The organism is Streptomyces sp. NPDC045022 (assembly GCF_056432605.1).
Map to the genome: position 1 here is coordinate 173176 of NZ_JBWKIR010000015.1, position 15096 is coordinate 188271.

13 protein-coding genes and 1 pseudogene are annotated in these 15096 nt (G+C 71.4%); 9 read left to right on the forward strand and 5 right to left on the reverse strand.

The window, feature by feature from the left end; genetic code table 11:
• Positions 1 to 139: 139 nt before the first annotated feature.
• Positions 140 to 1165, forward strand: a complete 1026-nt coding sequence (locus AC07C1_RS25955; RefSeq protein ID WP_478942676.1) for an ATP-dependent 6-phosphofructokinase — start codon at positions 140 to 142, stop codon at positions 1163 to 1165.
• Positions 1166 to 1252: 87 nt separating this feature from the next.
• On the opposite strand, the gene AC07C1_RS25960 is transcribed toward AC07C1_RS25955, so the two are convergent.
• The 3 genes from AC07C1_RS25960 to AC07C1_RS25970 all read right to left on the reverse strand — a co-directional run bounded on the left by AC07C1_RS25960 (position 1253) and on the right by AC07C1_RS25970 (position 4502).
• Complete coding sequence (locus tag AC07C1_RS25960; RefSeq protein WP_478942678.1) at positions 1253 to 1960, reverse strand: helix-turn-helix domain-containing protein; 708 nt, start codon at positions 1958 to 1960, stop codon at positions 1253 to 1255.
• Positions 1961 to 2166: 206 nt separating this feature from the next.
• Complete coding sequence (locus AC07C1_RS25965) at positions 2167 to 2856, reverse strand: response regulator (protein WP_478942680.1); 690 nt, start codon at positions 2854 to 2856, stop codon at positions 2167 to 2169.
• Entirely contained in the window at positions 2853 to 4502 is a 1650-nt protein-coding gene (locus AC07C1_RS25970; RefSeq protein WP_478942682.1) for a sensor histidine kinase, read from the reverse strand. Before AC07C1_RS25970 ends, AC07C1_RS25965 begins: the two co-directional genes overlap by 4 nt.
• A gap of 153 nt (positions 4503 to 4655) precedes the next feature.
• Here AC07C1_RS25970 and AC07C1_RS25975 point away from each other — a divergent pair, with 153 nt between their 5' ends.
• The gene (locus AC07C1_RS25975; RefSeq protein WP_478942684.1) at positions 4656 to 6035 is read left to right on the forward strand and encodes a cation:dicarboxylate symporter family transporter; all 1380 of its coding nucleotides are present in this window, start codon (positions 4656 to 4658) and stop codon (positions 6033 to 6035) included.
• A gap of 236 nt (positions 6036 to 6271) precedes the next feature.
• Here the strand turns inward: AC07C1_RS25975 and AC07C1_RS25980 are convergent.
• Positions 6272 to 6880 (reverse strand): annotated as a pseudogene (locus tag AC07C1_RS25980) (TetR/AcrR family transcriptional regulator); the annotation flags it as partial.
• Positions 6881 to 7022: 142 nt separating this feature from the next.
• Between AC07C1_RS25980 and AC07C1_RS25985 the strand changes: the two are divergent.
• The 3 genes from AC07C1_RS25985 (at position 7023) to AC07C1_RS25995 (ending at position 10017) form a co-directional block, all read left to right on the forward strand.
• On the forward strand, positions 7023 to 8696 hold the full coding sequence (locus AC07C1_RS25985; RefSeq protein ID WP_478942686.1) for an MFS transporter: 1674 nt from the start codon (positions 7023 to 7025) through the stop codon (positions 8694 to 8696).
• Positions 8697 to 8789: 93 nt separating this feature from the next.
• Positions 8790 to 9554: a DUF2127 domain-containing protein gene (locus tag AC07C1_RS25990; RefSeq protein ID WP_478942688.1), complete on the forward strand. Its 765-nt coding sequence runs from the start codon at positions 8790 to 8792 to the stop codon at positions 9552 to 9554.
• A gap of 40 nt (positions 9555 to 9594) precedes the next feature.
• Positions 9595 to 10017, forward strand: a complete 423-nt coding sequence (locus AC07C1_RS25995; protein WP_478942689.1) for a hypothetical protein — start codon at positions 9595 to 9597, stop codon at positions 10015 to 10017.
• A gap of 241 nt (positions 10018 to 10258) precedes the next feature.
• On the opposite strand, the gene AC07C1_RS26000 is transcribed toward AC07C1_RS25995, so the two are convergent.
• Positions 10259 to 11176: an NAD-dependent epimerase/dehydratase family protein gene (locus AC07C1_RS26000; protein ID WP_478942691.1), complete on the reverse strand. Its 918-nt coding sequence runs from the start codon at positions 11174 to 11176 to the stop codon at positions 10259 to 10261.
• A 45-nt stretch (positions 11177 to 11221) separates the two neighbouring features.
• Between AC07C1_RS26000 and AC07C1_RS26005 the strand changes: the two genes are divergently transcribed.
• The 4 genes from AC07C1_RS26005 (at position 11222) to AC07C1_RS26020 (ending at position 14939) form a co-directional block, all read left to right on the forward strand.
• A complete protein-coding gene (locus AC07C1_RS26005) occupies positions 11222 to 11743 on the forward strand; it encodes an Lrp/AsnC family transcriptional regulator (protein WP_478942692.1) in 522 nt (173 codons plus the stop codon).
• Positions 11744 to 11772: 29 nt separating this feature from the next.
• A complete protein-coding gene (locus AC07C1_RS26010; RefSeq protein ID WP_478942694.1) occupies positions 11773 to 12192 on the forward strand; it encodes a MerR family transcriptional regulator in 420 nt (139 codons plus the stop codon).
• A 4-nt stretch (positions 12193 to 12196) separates the two neighbouring features.
• Positions 12197 to 12529, forward strand: a complete 333-nt coding sequence (trxA, locus tag AC07C1_RS26015) for a thioredoxin (RefSeq protein WP_478942696.1) — start codon at positions 12197 to 12199, stop codon at positions 12527 to 12529.
• 184 nt (positions 12530 to 12713) lie between these two features.
• On the forward strand, positions 12714 to 14939 hold the full coding sequence (locus AC07C1_RS26020; protein ID WP_478942698.1) for a HelD family protein: 2226 nt from the start codon (positions 12714 to 12716) through the stop codon (positions 14937 to 14939).
• Positions 14940 to 15096 lie beyond the last annotated feature (157 nt).

The following is a 15096-nucleotide window of genomic DNA, read 5'->3' on the forward strand; positions in this document are numbered from 1 at the left end:
CCCACCAAGGTGAGCAGAACCCTCTTGACAATACCCCCGCTGCCGGATAAGGCGCCCGTCAGGACTTCAGTGCCCCTGTGGACGTGAAACAATCGACACCGGCTCACCGGTACCGACAGCGAGCAGGAGACACAGCACGATGCGCATCGGAGTTCTCACCGCAGGCGGCGACTGCCCCGGCCTGAACGCCGTGATCCGCTCGGTCGTGCACCGGGCGGTGACACAGTACGACGACGAGGTCATCGGCTTCGAGGACGGCTACCGGGGTCTGCTCGACCGGCACTACCGCTCACTCGACCTGGACGCGGTCAGCGGCATCCTGGCCCGCGGCGGCACCATCCTCGGCTCCTCCCGGCTGGAGCGCGACCGGCTGCGCGAGGCCTGCTCCCGGGCCACCGACATGGTCGAGGAGTTCGGCATCGACGCGCTGATCCCGATCGGCGGCGAGGGCACCCTGACGGCGGCCCGCATGCTCTCCGACGCGGGCCTGCCGGTCGTCGGCGTCCCCAAGACGATCGACAACGACATCTCCTCCACCGACCGCACCTTCGGCTTCGACACGGCCGTCGGTGTGGCGACCGAGGCGATGGACCGCCTGAAGACCACCGCCGAGTCCCACCAGCGCGTGATGGTCGTCGAGGTCATGGGCCGGCACGCCGGCTGGATCGCCCTGGAGTCCGGCATGGCCGCCGGCGCCCACGGCATCTGCCTGCCCGAGCGCCCCTTCGACCCCGCCGACCTGGTCAAGTTGGTCGAGGAGCGCTTCGCCCGCGGCAAGAAGTTCGCCGTCATCTGCGTCGCTGAGGGCGCCCACCCCGCCGAGGGCACCATGGACTACAGCAAGGGCGCGATCGACCAGTTCGGTCACGAGCGCTTCCAGGGCATCGGCACCGCCCTGGCGTACGAGCTGGAGCGGCGCCTCGGCAAGGAGGCCAAGCCGGTCATCCTCGGTCACGTCCAGCGCGGTGGCGTACCCACCGCCTACGACCGTGTCCTCGCCACCCGCTTCGGCTGGCACGCAGTGGAGGCCGCGCACCGCGGCGAGTTCGGCAGGATGACCGCGCTGCGCGGCACCGATGTCATGATGGTGCCGCTCGCCGAGGCGGTCACGGAGCTGAAGACCGTCCCGAAGGACCGGATGGACGAGGCGGAGTCCGTCTTCTAGGCGCTTGCCCGCCTCGGGGCCGCCTTCCGGGCGGTCCCCGTCTCCCCGCCCGTCCGGGCGGCGCTCCTGACCTCCACGGCCGTCCTTCTACGAGGTCCTGTCCTCCACGGCCGTCCAGAAGTTGTCGACGATCCGGTCGAGGAACTCCCGGCCGGACTCGCTGGCGCTCCTGGTGCCGCCACCCCAGCTGAGGGTGGCGGCCATGTGCCCCTGGTAGTCCTGGTGCAGTTCCTGGAGAACCTCCTCCAGGACGCCCTTGTCCAGGGGGGCCAGTCTGAGCACCGGCCGCACGTAGGCCTGCCAGCGGGTCGTCACCGCGCTGTGCAGCAGATCGGCGAGCTTCCCCTCGCGGCCCGTGACGGCCACGAAGTCCGGCAGGGCGAGGTCGAGCACCCGGGCGAGCCCGGCGGACTGGCGCTCGTTGCCCCGCCAGTCGCCGCGCTCCTCCATGCGCAGATACGCGCGCAGGTCCATGCCGACGGCGTGGGCGACGTTCTCGGGCGCGACGGCCCGGGCCATGCGATGCTCGCGCAGGGTCCGCGGCCGGCCGATGAGTTCGCCCGGGGAACACCACAACACGCCCGCGAGCGCGGTGAGTTCGGGGTTGCCGGGGGTCGCGGTGCCGCGTTCCCAGGCGATCACGAGATCAGGGGTGACGTACGGCAGCCCGTACGAGACACGCAGCCCGTGGGCGACGTGCTCGGGTCCCATGCCGAGCGCGGCGCGGAGCCTGCGGGCGGCCGGGGCGTTGAACGGAGGAGCCGAGGGGTTGGGTTGGGGTGAGGGTTGGCGCACCCGGACAAGGTAGGGGCGCGCCAGGACGCTGACTACGGTCGGTTCCGCCGAGATCACTGATCGTAGGAAGGTACGGCTTGATCGCCGAGAGTGATCTGGCACCCGGTGTCACCCGCGGTGACCTGGTGTTACCCGGTGTCACCCCGGCATCGCACCGCCCTGCGCGAAGCCATCGCCCGGTCGGCGTGCCACAGAACACACAAAAGTCACCGCCCCTGCGAGAGCCACCGGTACACCAGCTCCGGCCGCCCCACCTGCCCGTACAGCGGGCTCCGGCCCGACCGGCCGGTCGCGACCAGGTGTTCCAGATAACGGCGGGCGGTGATCCGTGAGATGCCGACCGCCTCCGCGACCCCGGCGGCCGTCAGTCCTTCCGCCGCCTCCCGCAGCGCGCCGGTCACCCGCTCCAGCGTCGGCCCGCTCAACCCCTTCGGCAGGGCCGCCGGTGACGGGGCGCGGAGCACCGCGAGGGCCCGGTCGACCTCGTCCTGGCCGCTCGCCTCGCCGACCGCCGCCTGGAACTCGGCGTAGCGGACCAGACGGTCCCGGAGGGTCGCGAAGGTGAAGGGCTTCAGGACGTACTGGACGACGCCCAGGGAGACACCCTCGCGGACCACCGCCAGGTCCCGGGCCGAGGTGACCGCTATGACGTCCGCGTGATGGCCGGCCGCGCGCAGGGAGCGGGCGAACTGCAGGCCGTGCACGTCCGGGAGGTGAAGGTCCAGCAGCAGAAGGTCCACCGCGGTGCGGTCCAGGACGCGGCGGGCCTCCGCGCCCGTGTGGGCCTTGCCGACGGCGACGAATCCCGGTACCCGGCCCACGTACATCACGTGCGCGTCGGCGGCCACCGGGTCGTCCTCCACCACCAGCACCCTGATCGGTCGGGTATCCGTCATGTCCTGCCGCCTCCCGGCACCGGGGAGGGACCGGCCGTCGTCGTGCGCAACGGCAACCGCGCCTCGAACACCGCTCCGCCCTCGCCGTCCTCGTCGGACTCCACCACCGTCAACGTGCCCTCGTGGCGGGTCACCGCCTGCCGGACCAGGGCCAGCCCGAGACCTCGCCCGCCGGGCCCGGCCGGCTTCGTCGTGAACCCCCGCTGGAATACCAGCTCCGCATGGGCCGGGTCGACCCCCGGGCCGGTGTCCGTCACCCGCAGGACGAGTTCGGTGTCCGACGCGTACGCCGTCACCGTCACCCGCGCCCCGGCGCTGCCCTGCGCCGCGTCCACCGCGTTGTCGATCAGGTTGCCGAGGACGGTCACGAGGTCCCGGGCGGACACGCTGCCCGGGAGCAGGCCGTCGTCCAGGCGGCTGTCCTGCGACACCAGCAGTTCCACGCCCCGCTCGTTGGCCTGGGCCGTCTTGCCCAGCAGCAGAGCGGCCAGTACCGGTTCGCTCACCGCCGCGACCACCTGGTCGGTCAGGGCCTGGGCCAGCTCCAGCTCCGCTGTCGCGAACTCCACCGCCTCCTCGGCCCGGCCCAGCTCGATCAGCGACACGACCGTGTGCAGACGGTTCGCCGCCTCGTGCGCCTGCGAGCGCAGGGCCTGGGTGAAGCCCCGCTCGGAGTCCAATTCGCCCATGAGTGACTGAAGTTCGGTCACGTCACGGAGAGTGACGACCGTGCCGCGTTGTTCCCCGCCCGACACCGGGGAGGTGTTCACCACCAGGACCCGGGACGCCGTCAGATGGACCTCGTCCACCCGGGGCCCGGACGCCAGCAGCGCGCCCGTCAGCGGGGCCGGCAGACCCAGGTCCGCCACCGAGCGGCCGATCACGTCCTCCTCGCCCACGCCCAGCAGCTCCCGGCCGCCGTCGTTGATCAGCGCCACCCTGTATCGCCCGTCCAGCATCAGCAGGCCCTCGCGTACCGCGTGCAGCGCCGCCTGGTGGTAGTCGTGCATCCGGCTCAGCTCGGTGGCGTTCATGCCGTGGGTGTGCCGGCGCAGCCGGGCGTTGACGACGTACGTGCCGACCGCGCCCAGCAGCAGGGCCCCGCCGGCCACCCCGAGCAGGGCGGTGACCTGGTCCTGCACCCGGGCGCTGATCGCCTCCACCTTGATCCCCGCGCTGACCAGGCCGATGATGCGGCCGTTCTCCTCCACCGGGGTCACCGCGCGGACGGAGGCGCCGAGCGTGCCGGTGTACGTCTCGGTGAAGGTGTGGCCGTGCTGGGCGGGGCCGATGCGGCCGAGGAAGCGCTTGCCGATCTGCTTGCGCTCGGGGTGGGTCCAGCGGATGCCGTCCGGGTTCATGATCGTGACGAAGTCGACGTCCGCGTCCCGCATGACCTGGAGCGCGTACGGCTCCAGCTCGGCCGTCGGGTCGGGGGTGTGGATGGCCGAGCGGACCGAGGGGGCGTCCGCGATCGAGCGGGCCACCGCCGTCACCTGGCGGACCGCCGCGTCCTCGGCCTGCCGCCGGTCGCTGACGTAGGTGAACAGCGCGTACCCGGCCACGACCACCGCTATCAGCACGGCCTGCATGGCGAACAGCTGGCCCGCCAGGCTGCGGGGCCGGCGGAGGGTGGGTACGCGCATGTCTGCAGTGTGCCTCTCGGTCAAGTGTGAACTAAATGAACGGAAGGGTGACCGGCCTCACAGGCCGGGAGATAGTCACGGCATTCCCCAACAACGCCCGGACGTGAGCCGCACGCCGGTTGTTCGCCGACGAAGACGTCAAGGAGGGCAGTCGTGGCCGCCAGCACCCCCGATACGGCACCTGCCGCAGCCCGCGTGAAGCGGGACCGGACCCATTACCTGTACATCGCCGTCATCGTGGCGGTCGCGCTCGGCATCGCCGTGGGCCTCATCTGGCCCGACGCGGGCGTCGAGCTGAAGCCGCTGGGCACCGGATTCGTGAACCTGATCAAGATGATGATCTCGCCGATCATCTTCTGCACGATCGTGCTCGGGATCGGTTCCGTACGGAAGGCCGCCAAGGTCGGCGCCGTCGGCGGTATCGCCCTCGGCTACTTCCTCGTGATGTCGCTCGTCGCGCTCGCCATCGGCCTCGTCGTCGGCAACGTGCTGCACCCGGGCGACGGGCTGCACCTGACCGACGCGCTCAAGCACACCGGGCACGCCCAGGTCTCCAGCGACGCGCTGCCGCCCGTCGACTTCGTGCTGTCGATCATCCCGATCACGTTCGTGTCCGCCTTCACCGAGGGCCAGGTCCTCCAGACGCTGCTGGTGGCCCTGCTCGCCGGGTTCGCGCTGCAGTCCATGGGGTCGGCCGGGCAGCCGGTGCTGCGCGGCATCGAGCACATCCAGCGGCTCGTCTTCCGCGTCCTGTCCATGGTCATGTGGGCCGCGCCGATCGGTGCGTTCGGCGCCATCGCGGCGGTCGTCGGTTCGGCCGGCCTGGACGCGCTGAAGAGCCTCGCCGTTCTGATGCTGGGCTTCTACCTCACCTGCTTCCTGTTCGTCTTCATCGTGCTCGGCGCGCTGCTGCGGATCGTCGCGGGACTGAACGTCCTGTCGCTGTTCAAGTACCTCGCCCGTGAGTTCCTGCTGATCCTGTCCACCTCCTCCTCCGAGTCCGCGCTGCCGCGGCTGATCGCGAAGATGGAGCACCTCGGGGTCAGCAAGCCGGTCGTCGGCATCACCGTGCCGACCGGCTACTCCTTCAACCTCGACGGCACGATGATCTACATGACCATGGCGTCGCTGTACATCGCCGACGCGCTGGGTACGCCGATGTCCATCGGGGAGCAGATTCCGCTGCTGCTCTTCCTGCTGTTGGCCTCGAAGGGCGCGGCGGGTGTCAGCGGTGCGGGTCTGGCCACCCTCGCCGGTGGTCTGCAGTCGCACAAGCCCGCGCTGGTCGACGGCGTCGGCCTGATCGTCGGCATCGACCGCTTCATGAGCGAGGCGCGGGCACTGACGAACTTCGCGGGCAACGCGGTCGCCACCGTGCTGGTGGGGACCTGGACCAAGGAGATCGACAAGGGCCGGGTGCGCCGAGTGCTCTCCGGTGAGCTGCCGTTCGACGAGACGACGCTTCTCGACGAGGGCGGGGCGGCGGGCACCAGGGTTCCCGAGCCCCGGGAAGAGGAGCTGGCCAAGGCATAGGGCCTCTCGTTTCGATCATGCCGGGCGCGGCGAGTCACCCGGCTGCGGGTCGGTGACGACCGGCCGCACGGCTCCCCGCGCCCCTCAGGGGGCGCTGCCCCTCGCCCCCTCGCGAGGCGCCCCCCTCACTCCGGACGTCCGGCCCCGCCTGAACCGGGGCCGGGCGTCCGGGCACCGCCGCCGGGCGGCCGAGTCTCCCCCGTACCTCGGCCGCCCGGCCCCTTTTCCATCCACTCACTCACCTCGGCCACCAGCGCGGTGGCCGTCGAGGCGGGCACGCCCGCCGCGGTCAGCACGGTGACCGTGGCCGAGCGGCCCGCCTCGTGCGCTGTCAGCAGCCCGTCGTTCACCGCCTCCATCACCGCGAACAGCATCTGCTCGTGCACGTACGCCAGCGCCGGCGCGGGCAGCGGGGAGCTGAACACGCCCTGGTCCAGGCCCCGCTGGAGGAGCCGGACCTTGGCCTCGCGCAGCGGTGCGAGGCGTTCGCGGATGCCCTGGACGGTGACCGTGCGCTGGGCCAGGGCGACCAGCAGCCGGTAGCGGTCGGCGATCTCCCAGATCGCGAGCACCGAGCGGGCCACCGCCTCCGCCGGGTCGCCCACCGCGTCCCGGGCGCGCGTGTCCGCGTCCGCCAGCGCCTCCACGGCCCCGTCGACCAGCGTGCTGATCAACGCCTCCCGGCTGGGGAAGTGGCCGTACACGGTGCGTCGTACGACGCCCGCGGCGCGCGCGATCTGGTCCATGGAGGCGTCGGGGTCGCGCAGCAGTTCCGCGAGGGCGACGTCGAGGATGCGGCGCCGGTTGGCGTCGGCGCGGCTGTTACCCGTGGTCATGGCGGTCATTGTGCCTTCCCCGGCGGACTTGCACAGCGTTGTGCAACGACGTACATTGCACATGGTTGTGCAATTGCACGTCACTGTGCAAGTCAATGTGCGCAACCCCGTGCAAGTTCTCGTCGCACACCTGAGGAAGGCGATCCCTGCCATGCGACTCGTCATGACCGAACCGGTCGAGAGGATGGACCGGCCCTACGCCCGGCGCTGGTGGGCACTGCTGGTGCTCTGCCTGAGCCTGCTGATCATCGTGATGGCGAACACCGCCCTCACGGTCGCGGCGCCCGACATGACGAAGGACCTCGGGCTCTCCAGCGCCGACCTGCAGTGGGTGATCGACGGCTACACCGTCCCCTACGCGGCGCTGATGCTGCTGCTCGGCGCGATCGGCGACAAGTACAGCCGGCGCGGGGCGCTCGTCCTCGGACTGGTCGTCTTCGGCGGGGGTGCCGTCTTCGGATACCTCGCCGACGGCTCCGCCACCGTCATCGCGGCCCGTGCCGTGATGGGCGTCGGCGCGGCGCTGATCATGCCGGCCACGCTCTCGCTGCTCGCCGCGACCTTCCCGCGGGCGGAACGGGCCAAGGCCATCACGCTGTGGACCGCCACCGCCGGGCTCGCCATCGCCGCCGGACCGGTGGTCGCCGGCGCCCTGCTGCGGGAGCACGGCTGGTCCTCGACCTTCCTGATCAACGTCCCCATCGCCGCGGTCGCCATCATCGGCGCCCTGGTCCTCGTACCGCCGTCCAGGGCCGGGCACCACGACCGCATCGACTACGTCGGCGGCCTGCTGTCGGTGATCTGGACCGGCTCGCTGATCTACATGATCATCGAAGGCCCGCACTTCGGCTGGGGCGTCAAGGCCGTGAGCGCCGCGGTCGTCGCGGGTGTCGGCCTGCTCGGCTTCGTCGTCTGGGAGCTGCGCCACCCCCGCCCGATCCTCGACGTCCGCCGCTTCACCAACCGCCGCTTCGCGGGCTCCAACCTCGCCGTCGCCCTGTTCTTCCTCGCCGTCTTCGGCGCCTTCTACTACCTCACCCAGCACCTTCAGTTCGTCCTCGGCTACGACGCCCTGGAGACCGGCGTGCGCATGCTGCCGCTGGCCGGCGCCGTCTTCGCCGGCTCGGCCCTGACCGGCTGGCTCACCCCCCGTGTCGGCATGAAGTGGACCGTCAGCGCGGGCATGGTCGGCGGTACGACCGCCCTCGCGCTGCTGACGCGGGTGGACGCGGGCTCGGCGTACGGCGACTTCGTGGCTCCCCTGATCATCCTGGGCCTCGCCATCGGCCTCGCCCTCTCGCCCTGCACCGACGCCATCATGGGCGCGTTCCCGGAGTCGGAGCTGGGCGTCGGCGGCGCCGTCAACGACACCTCCCTGGAACTGGGCGGCTCGCTCGGCATCGCCATCCTCGGCTCGCTGCTCGCGACCTCCTACGGCGACCACCTCACCGACGCCACCGCCGGCAGCAAGCTCCCGGCGAGCGCCCTGGACACCGCGCGGGACTCGGTCGGCGCCGGGTACGCCGTCGCGCAGGGCATCGGCGAGAAGGCGCACCGGCTGGGCGCTCAGGCGGCGCGGGCCAAGGACCCGCAGCAGGCCGCGCAGCTCAAGCAGCAGGCCGCCGAACTCGCCGGCGGAGCCCGTCGGATGGCCGACGCGGTGGGCTCCGCCTTCTCCGACGCCGTGGCCCACACCAGCCTGGTCGGCGCGGTGATCCTGGGCATCGGCACGATCCTTGTGGCCTTCCTGCTGCCGCGCCGCGAGGCCGCCGTACCCGAGGTGAAGGAAGAGGAGAGGGAACTCGCGGACAGCAGGGCCGGCTGACCACCGCCTGCTCCCATCCACTAACGTGCCGCTCCGGATCACCGGAACGGCACGTTAGTGCGTGGCGTCTGTATGTGTATGGAGGCACGGGGGATGAAGATCGACTGGGACCGGCGGACCTGCGCGCGCAAGGGCCATGTGACCTACGCGCCCGACGATCCCCGGCTGCGGGTACGGCTGCACGCCCCGACCGCGCTCGGGGACGTGTGGCGCTGCCTGCGCTGCGGTGACTTCGTGCTCGGCGAGCCGCGCGGCTCGGGACCGGCTTCGGACGCCCCGCTGGTTCCGCGCGGCAAGGTGCTGCGGGACCTGTTCATCCTGCGCTTCCTGGCGATCGAGCGGGCCGTGCGCGGGGTGTTCATCGTGCTCGTCGCGGTCGCGGTGTGGAAGTTCAGCAACAGCCAGGACGCGGTGCGCCGGCTCTTCAACGAGTACCTGGACGTCTTCCGCCCGGTGTTCCGGCACTTCCACTACGACCTCGACCACTCACCGGTCGTCGGTTCCATCCAGAAGGTCTTCGGCTACCGGCACTCCACGCTGCTGCTGGTGGCCGGACTCCTGCTGGCCTACGCGCTGATCGAACTGATCGAGGCGGTCGGTCTCTGGTACGCCAAGCGCTGGGCGGAGTACCTGACGGTGGTCGCGACGGCCGCCTTCCTCCCGCTGGAGATCTACGAACTCACCGAGCACATCAGCTGGCTGAAGATCACCACGCTCGTCCTCAACATCCTCGCGGTCCTCTACATCGCCCTGACCAAGCGCCTGTTCGGCCTGCGCGGAGGACGCCGCAGATTCGACGAGGAGCGACACAGCGCCTCCCTGATGGAGGTGGAGGAATCGGCCGGAATGACCGTCTGAGGGCTGCCCCGCCGATGCCCACGGTGCGACTGGAGAGAAGATGATCAAGCGAGTGGGCTTCTACCAGGAGTTCGGCGACCACGGCCACCCGTCGGCCCTCGCCCCTTCCCTTCGTGATGCGGTCAGCACCGAGGGGGCTTGGGACGAGGACCGGATCGTCGCCTACCTGGAATCGTCCACCGAGATCTACTCCACCATGGGGGCGGAGCGGGACGTGATCACCGGTGACGCGTGGATTCCCGGCGCGGGATCGCTGGTCACCGACGGTAGCTGGCTGTGGCCTGTCGAGCTGGTGCACTACGTACGCCATCACCACATCGCTCTCACCCCCGAGTTCCTCGCCCACATCCGGGACAACGGCTACGCAAGCCCTGCCCTTTCCCAGGAGCAGGCCCTCGAGATCTTCAACGAGTACTTCGGCCGGACGCCTCGGACGGCACCGGCGCACAGCACACCGCCCTGAAGCCCTTCTTCGTCTGGTAGGGCGATCTCCGCCTGGCGCGGGGTCGGTTCCGGGGGCCAGCTGTCCGTCTGGCCGGACATCGTCGGGATCCGGCGGGACCGCCTGTCCGCCCACCCGGAACTGGCCGCCGCGAAGTCCACGGCGTACGGCCTGCCGGGGGTCTTCCACCGGCCTGAGCGATGACCGCCGCCTGACGGCGGACGCGAGTCGGCCACCCGGTGTGGCCCCGGCAGGGTGCGGGTCAGTTGTCCCTGTCCTTCCGCAGGGCCTCGGCGACCGCCCCCGGCAGCCACTGCCGTACGTCGCCGAAGGGGAAGCCGAGCCGTGCGGCGCGGGAGTTGTCCATGCCGTAGTGGCGGCGGAAGGCGAACGGGGAGACCTCCGCGCCTTCCTTCACCTCGAACACCGCCTCGCCCGTACCGAGCTGGGAAACCACCTCCGTGCAGAGTTGCGCAACCGTCAGCTCGCCGTGCGAGGCCGCGTTGACCGGCCCCGAGAAGTCCTCGCCCGCCGTCCAGAACAGGAAGTCGGCGATCTCCTCGACGTGGATGTAGGTGGCCGGATGCGTCACAGGTGGTACGGCGATGGGGGCGCCGGTGCGCACGCGTTCGGTGTAGTGGGCGAGGCGGCCGGTGAAGTCGTCGTCACCGCCCAGCACATGGGCCACCCGGACCGAGACGAAGGGGAACCCCGGGTCGGCCGCGAACACCGCCTCAGCCTGCCGCTTCCCCTCACCGTAGTGCCGCTCCAGGAACTCGCCGTCGTCCCAGGGCAGTGCGAGGTCGACCGCGACCGTACGCGGATCCACCGCGCTCTCCGGCACCGGCGCAGGGGAGTCCTGGTGCTCGTAGACCTCCACCGTCGAGGTCATCACATAGCGCCCGGTGCGGCCCGTGAGGACGCGGCGGGCGATCTCCGCCTGGCGCGGGGTGTAACAGACCTGGTCGACGACGACGTCGAAGGTCCGGCCGCCCAGGGCCTCCGTCAGCGCCCGTTCGTCGTTCCGGTCGGCCGTCAGACGGGCCGCTCCCGGCGGTGGGGCCGACGATCCCCGGTTGAGGACCGTGACCCGGTCGCCGGCCGCCAGCAGGCGTGCGATGAGCCGCTTGCCGAAATAGCGGTTGCCGCCGATGACCAGTACCTCTCGTGCTTTTCGCATGACCATAATTCTCCGGGCGTCACAGCAGCCTCTGAAGGGGGAGACATGGGAGATACGGCCACCGCACCGAAAGAACCACGGCATCTGCGAGCCGTCGCCGGTGAAACAGCGATGGCCTTCGACGCGCTGGACCGGCAGATCCTCGAGCTGCTGCAGACCGACGGGCGGATCAAGCTCAGCGAGCTGGGCCGGCGGGTCAGCCTGAGCCCGGCGGCCGTCGCCGAGCGGGTGCGCCGACTGGAGGCGGCCGGGGTGGTCGAGGGGTACGGCGCCCAGGTCGCGCCCGGCCGGCTCGGCTACGGCATCCAGGCCTTCATCCGGGTCGACCCGCACGGCGGCTACACCCTCAAGCACCCGCGGACCCTGGAGCTGCTCGACCGCCCGGAGATCACCGAGGCGCATCACGTCGTCGGCGAGGACTGCTGGATCCTCAAGGCCGCCGTCACCGACACCGTGCACCTGGAGGAGATCCTGGAGCAGACGTCGGCGCTGGGGCGGACGACGACCTCGATCGTCCTGTCCTCACCCGTCCGCCGCAAGCCGCTGCTGCCTCCCGCCTTGACTTGACGTCGACGTCAACACCTACGGTCGTGGACATGCGAATCGGCGAGCTGGCCGCACGGGCCGGGACCACCACCCGCACCCTGCGCTACTACGAGACACGGGGACTGCTGCCCGCCCGGCGCGACGACAAGGGTTACCGCACGTACGACGAGAGCGACCTGCGGCTGCTGCGGCAGATCCGGACGCTGCAGGACTTCGGGTTCGACCTGGAGGAGACGCGGCCGTTCCTGGAGTGCCTGCGCGCCGGGCACCCGGCGGGTGACTCCTGCCCGGCCTCGCTCGTGGTCTACCGGCGCAAGCTGGACGAGCTGGACGCGCTCATCGGGCAATTGGCGGCGGTGCGGGAGACGGTCGCGGGACAGCTGCGCCGGGCCGAGCGGGCCCGGGACGAGCTGGCCGCCGAGGCGCTGGTTCCGGGGGGCCCGGAACCCGTGTGTGAGCTGGGAGGGTGACGCGATGAGCCTGGTGAGCGGACTGGCCGAGGTGACGGACGACAACTTCGAGACGGAGGTGCTCGGCGCCGGCCTGCCGGTGCTGGTGCAGTTCACGGCCGACTGGTGCGGGCCCTGCCGGCAGCTGGCGCCGGTGCTGAGGGACATCGCGACCGAGGAGGGCGACCGGCTGAAGATCGTCCAGCTGGACGTCGACCGCAATCCGGAGACGACGATCGCCTACGGCGTCCTGTCCACGCCGACCCTCCTGGTGTTCCGGGAAGGTGAGCCGGTGCGCTCGATGGTCGGGGTGCGGCCCAAGCGCCGGCTGCTGGAGGAACTCGCGGACGTGCTGTAAAGGGACCTGCTGTAGCGCGAGGGTCCCGCCCACAAAGAATCCCCCGAGCAATTGCGCTCGGGGGATTTCTGTGCGTATATTCAATGGTTCGCGTCTTCGATTCGGGAAGGCGCGGGAAGTTCAATGACCAGAGTATATCCGGGCGGGAGCGGAATTGTCAAACACCGACTTTCCAGATGATGAATTGCGGCACGAGCAGGAATTCATCGACGGACTGTACGCGCGCGTGGACGTGTTGCGCGGCGAGACCGAGACCTCGGTCGCGGACGCGCTCGCCCAGGGCGACAAGCCCATGCAGGCCCGGCTGGAGCGGGACATCCTGGTCGCCGAGCGCTCGGGGCTGCTCGCCGCGCTGAACGCCGTGGACGGCTCGCTCTGCTTCGGCCGGATCGACCTCTCCGACGGCGCCACACACCACATCGGCCGGATCGGGCTGCGCGAGGAGGACACCGAGCGCACCCCGGTCCTGATCGACTGGCGGGCCGACGTCGCACGCCCCTTCTACCTGGCCACCGGCCACACCCCGATGGGCCTGCGCCGCCGCCGGCACATCGCCACCGACGGCCGGACCGTCACCTCCCTGCACGACGAGATCCTCGACCTCGGCGACGCCACCCGCACCGGCCACGAGGACCCCAGCGGGGACGCCGTGCTGCTGGCCGCGCTGAACTCGGCGCGCACCGGCCGGATGAACGACATCGTGCAGACCATCCAGGCCGAGCAGGACGAGATCATCCGGGCGCCCTACCGCGGCGTCCTGGTCGTGGAGGGCGGCCCCGGCACCGGCAAGACCGCGGTGGCCCTGCACCGGGCGGCCTATCTGCTGTACGAGCACCGGGAACTGCTGGCGCGCCGGGCCGTGCTGATCGTCGGCCCCAACCCGGCCTTCCTCGGCTACATCGGCGAAGTACTGCCCTCCCTCGGTGAGACCGGGGTGCTGCTGGCCACGGTCGGCGAGCTGTTCCCCGGCGTGCGGGCGACCGCCACCGACACCCCCGAGGCGGCCGCCGTGAAGGGCCGCGCCGGCATGGCCGACGTGCTAGCCGCCGTCGTACGCGACCGGCAGGCCCTGCCCGACCCGGTCATCGCGATCGAGCACGACCGCGAGGTGCTGATGCTGGACGACGGCCTGGTGAGCGTCGCCCGGGAACGCACTCGCGCGGCCGGGCTGCCGCACAACGCGGCCCGGGAGCACTTCGAGGGGCACATCCTCAACACGCTCACCGAGCTGTACGCCGAGCGCGTGGGCACCGACCCGTACGACGGCAGCAGCCTGCTCGACGCCTCCGACGTCACCCAGATCCGCGACGAACTCGCCGAGAACCCCGAAGTCTGGTCCGCCATCGACCGGTTGTGGCCCCGGATCACACCACAGCGGCTGCTCGCCGACTTCCTCGCGGAGCCGGACGGCCACCTCGGCGAGGAGGACGCCGACGCGATCCGCCGCCCGGTGACCCGCGCCTGGACCGTGGCCGACGTGCCGCTCCTGGACGAGGCGGCCGAACTCCTCGGGGAGGACGACCGGCTGGCGCGGGCACGGGCGGAGCGCGAGCGCGAAACCCAGGTCGCCTATGCCCAGGGCGTTCTGGACGTCTCGTACGCCTCCCGCACCTACGAGTTCGACGGCAAGGAGGACAGCGACCCCGAGGCCTCGGAGGTGCTGTCGGCGCACGACATCATCGACGCCGAGCGATTCGCCGAGCGGCAGGAGGCGGCGGACCACCGCAGTGCCGCCGAGCGGGCCGCGGCCGACCGCGGCTGGGCGTTCGGGCACATCATCGTGGACGAGGCGCAGGAGCTGTCGCCGATGGCCTGGCGGCTGCTCATGCGGCGCAGCCCCACCCGCTCGATGACCCTGGTCGGCGACCCCGCGCAGACCGCCGAGGCGGCCGGCGTCGGCAGTTGGGCGGAGATCCTCGCCCCCTACGTCGAGGACCGCTGGGAGCACACCCGCCTCGGCGTCAACTACCGCACCCCGTCCGAGATCATGGATCTGGCCGCGGCCGTGGTCCGCGCCGAGCACCCCGACTTCGAACCGCCCCGCTCGGTCCGTTCGACGGGCGTACGGCCCTGGGTGCGGCAGGTCCTCGACGACCTGCCCGGCACGGTCGCCAAGGCGGTCGCCGAGCTGACCCCCACCGAGGGCCGGCTGGCCGTCATCGCCCCGCGCGAACTGCACCGGACGCTGGCCGCCCGGCTCGACGGGGTCACGGCCGGCGCGGAACCCGACCTGACACGGACGGTCGTCCTCCTCGATCCCCGGCAGGCGAAGGGACTGGAGTTCGACTCGGTGCTGGTGGTCGAGCCGTCCCGATACGGCACGAGCGACCTGTACGTGGCCCTGACCCGGGCCACCCAGCGGTTGGGGGTGCTGTACACCGGCGAGCCACCGAAGGCGCTGGCCGGCTGAGTCAGCCCGTTGGACGCTCGGGGAGCGCGGGGGCCCGGGGGGGGGCCCCCCCCCCCCCCCCCCCGGGGGGGGCCCCCCGGGGGGGGGGGGGGGGGGGACCGGGGGGGGCTGTGGCCGGGGCCCCCCCCAACACCCCCCGCGGGGGGCCGGGGACCAC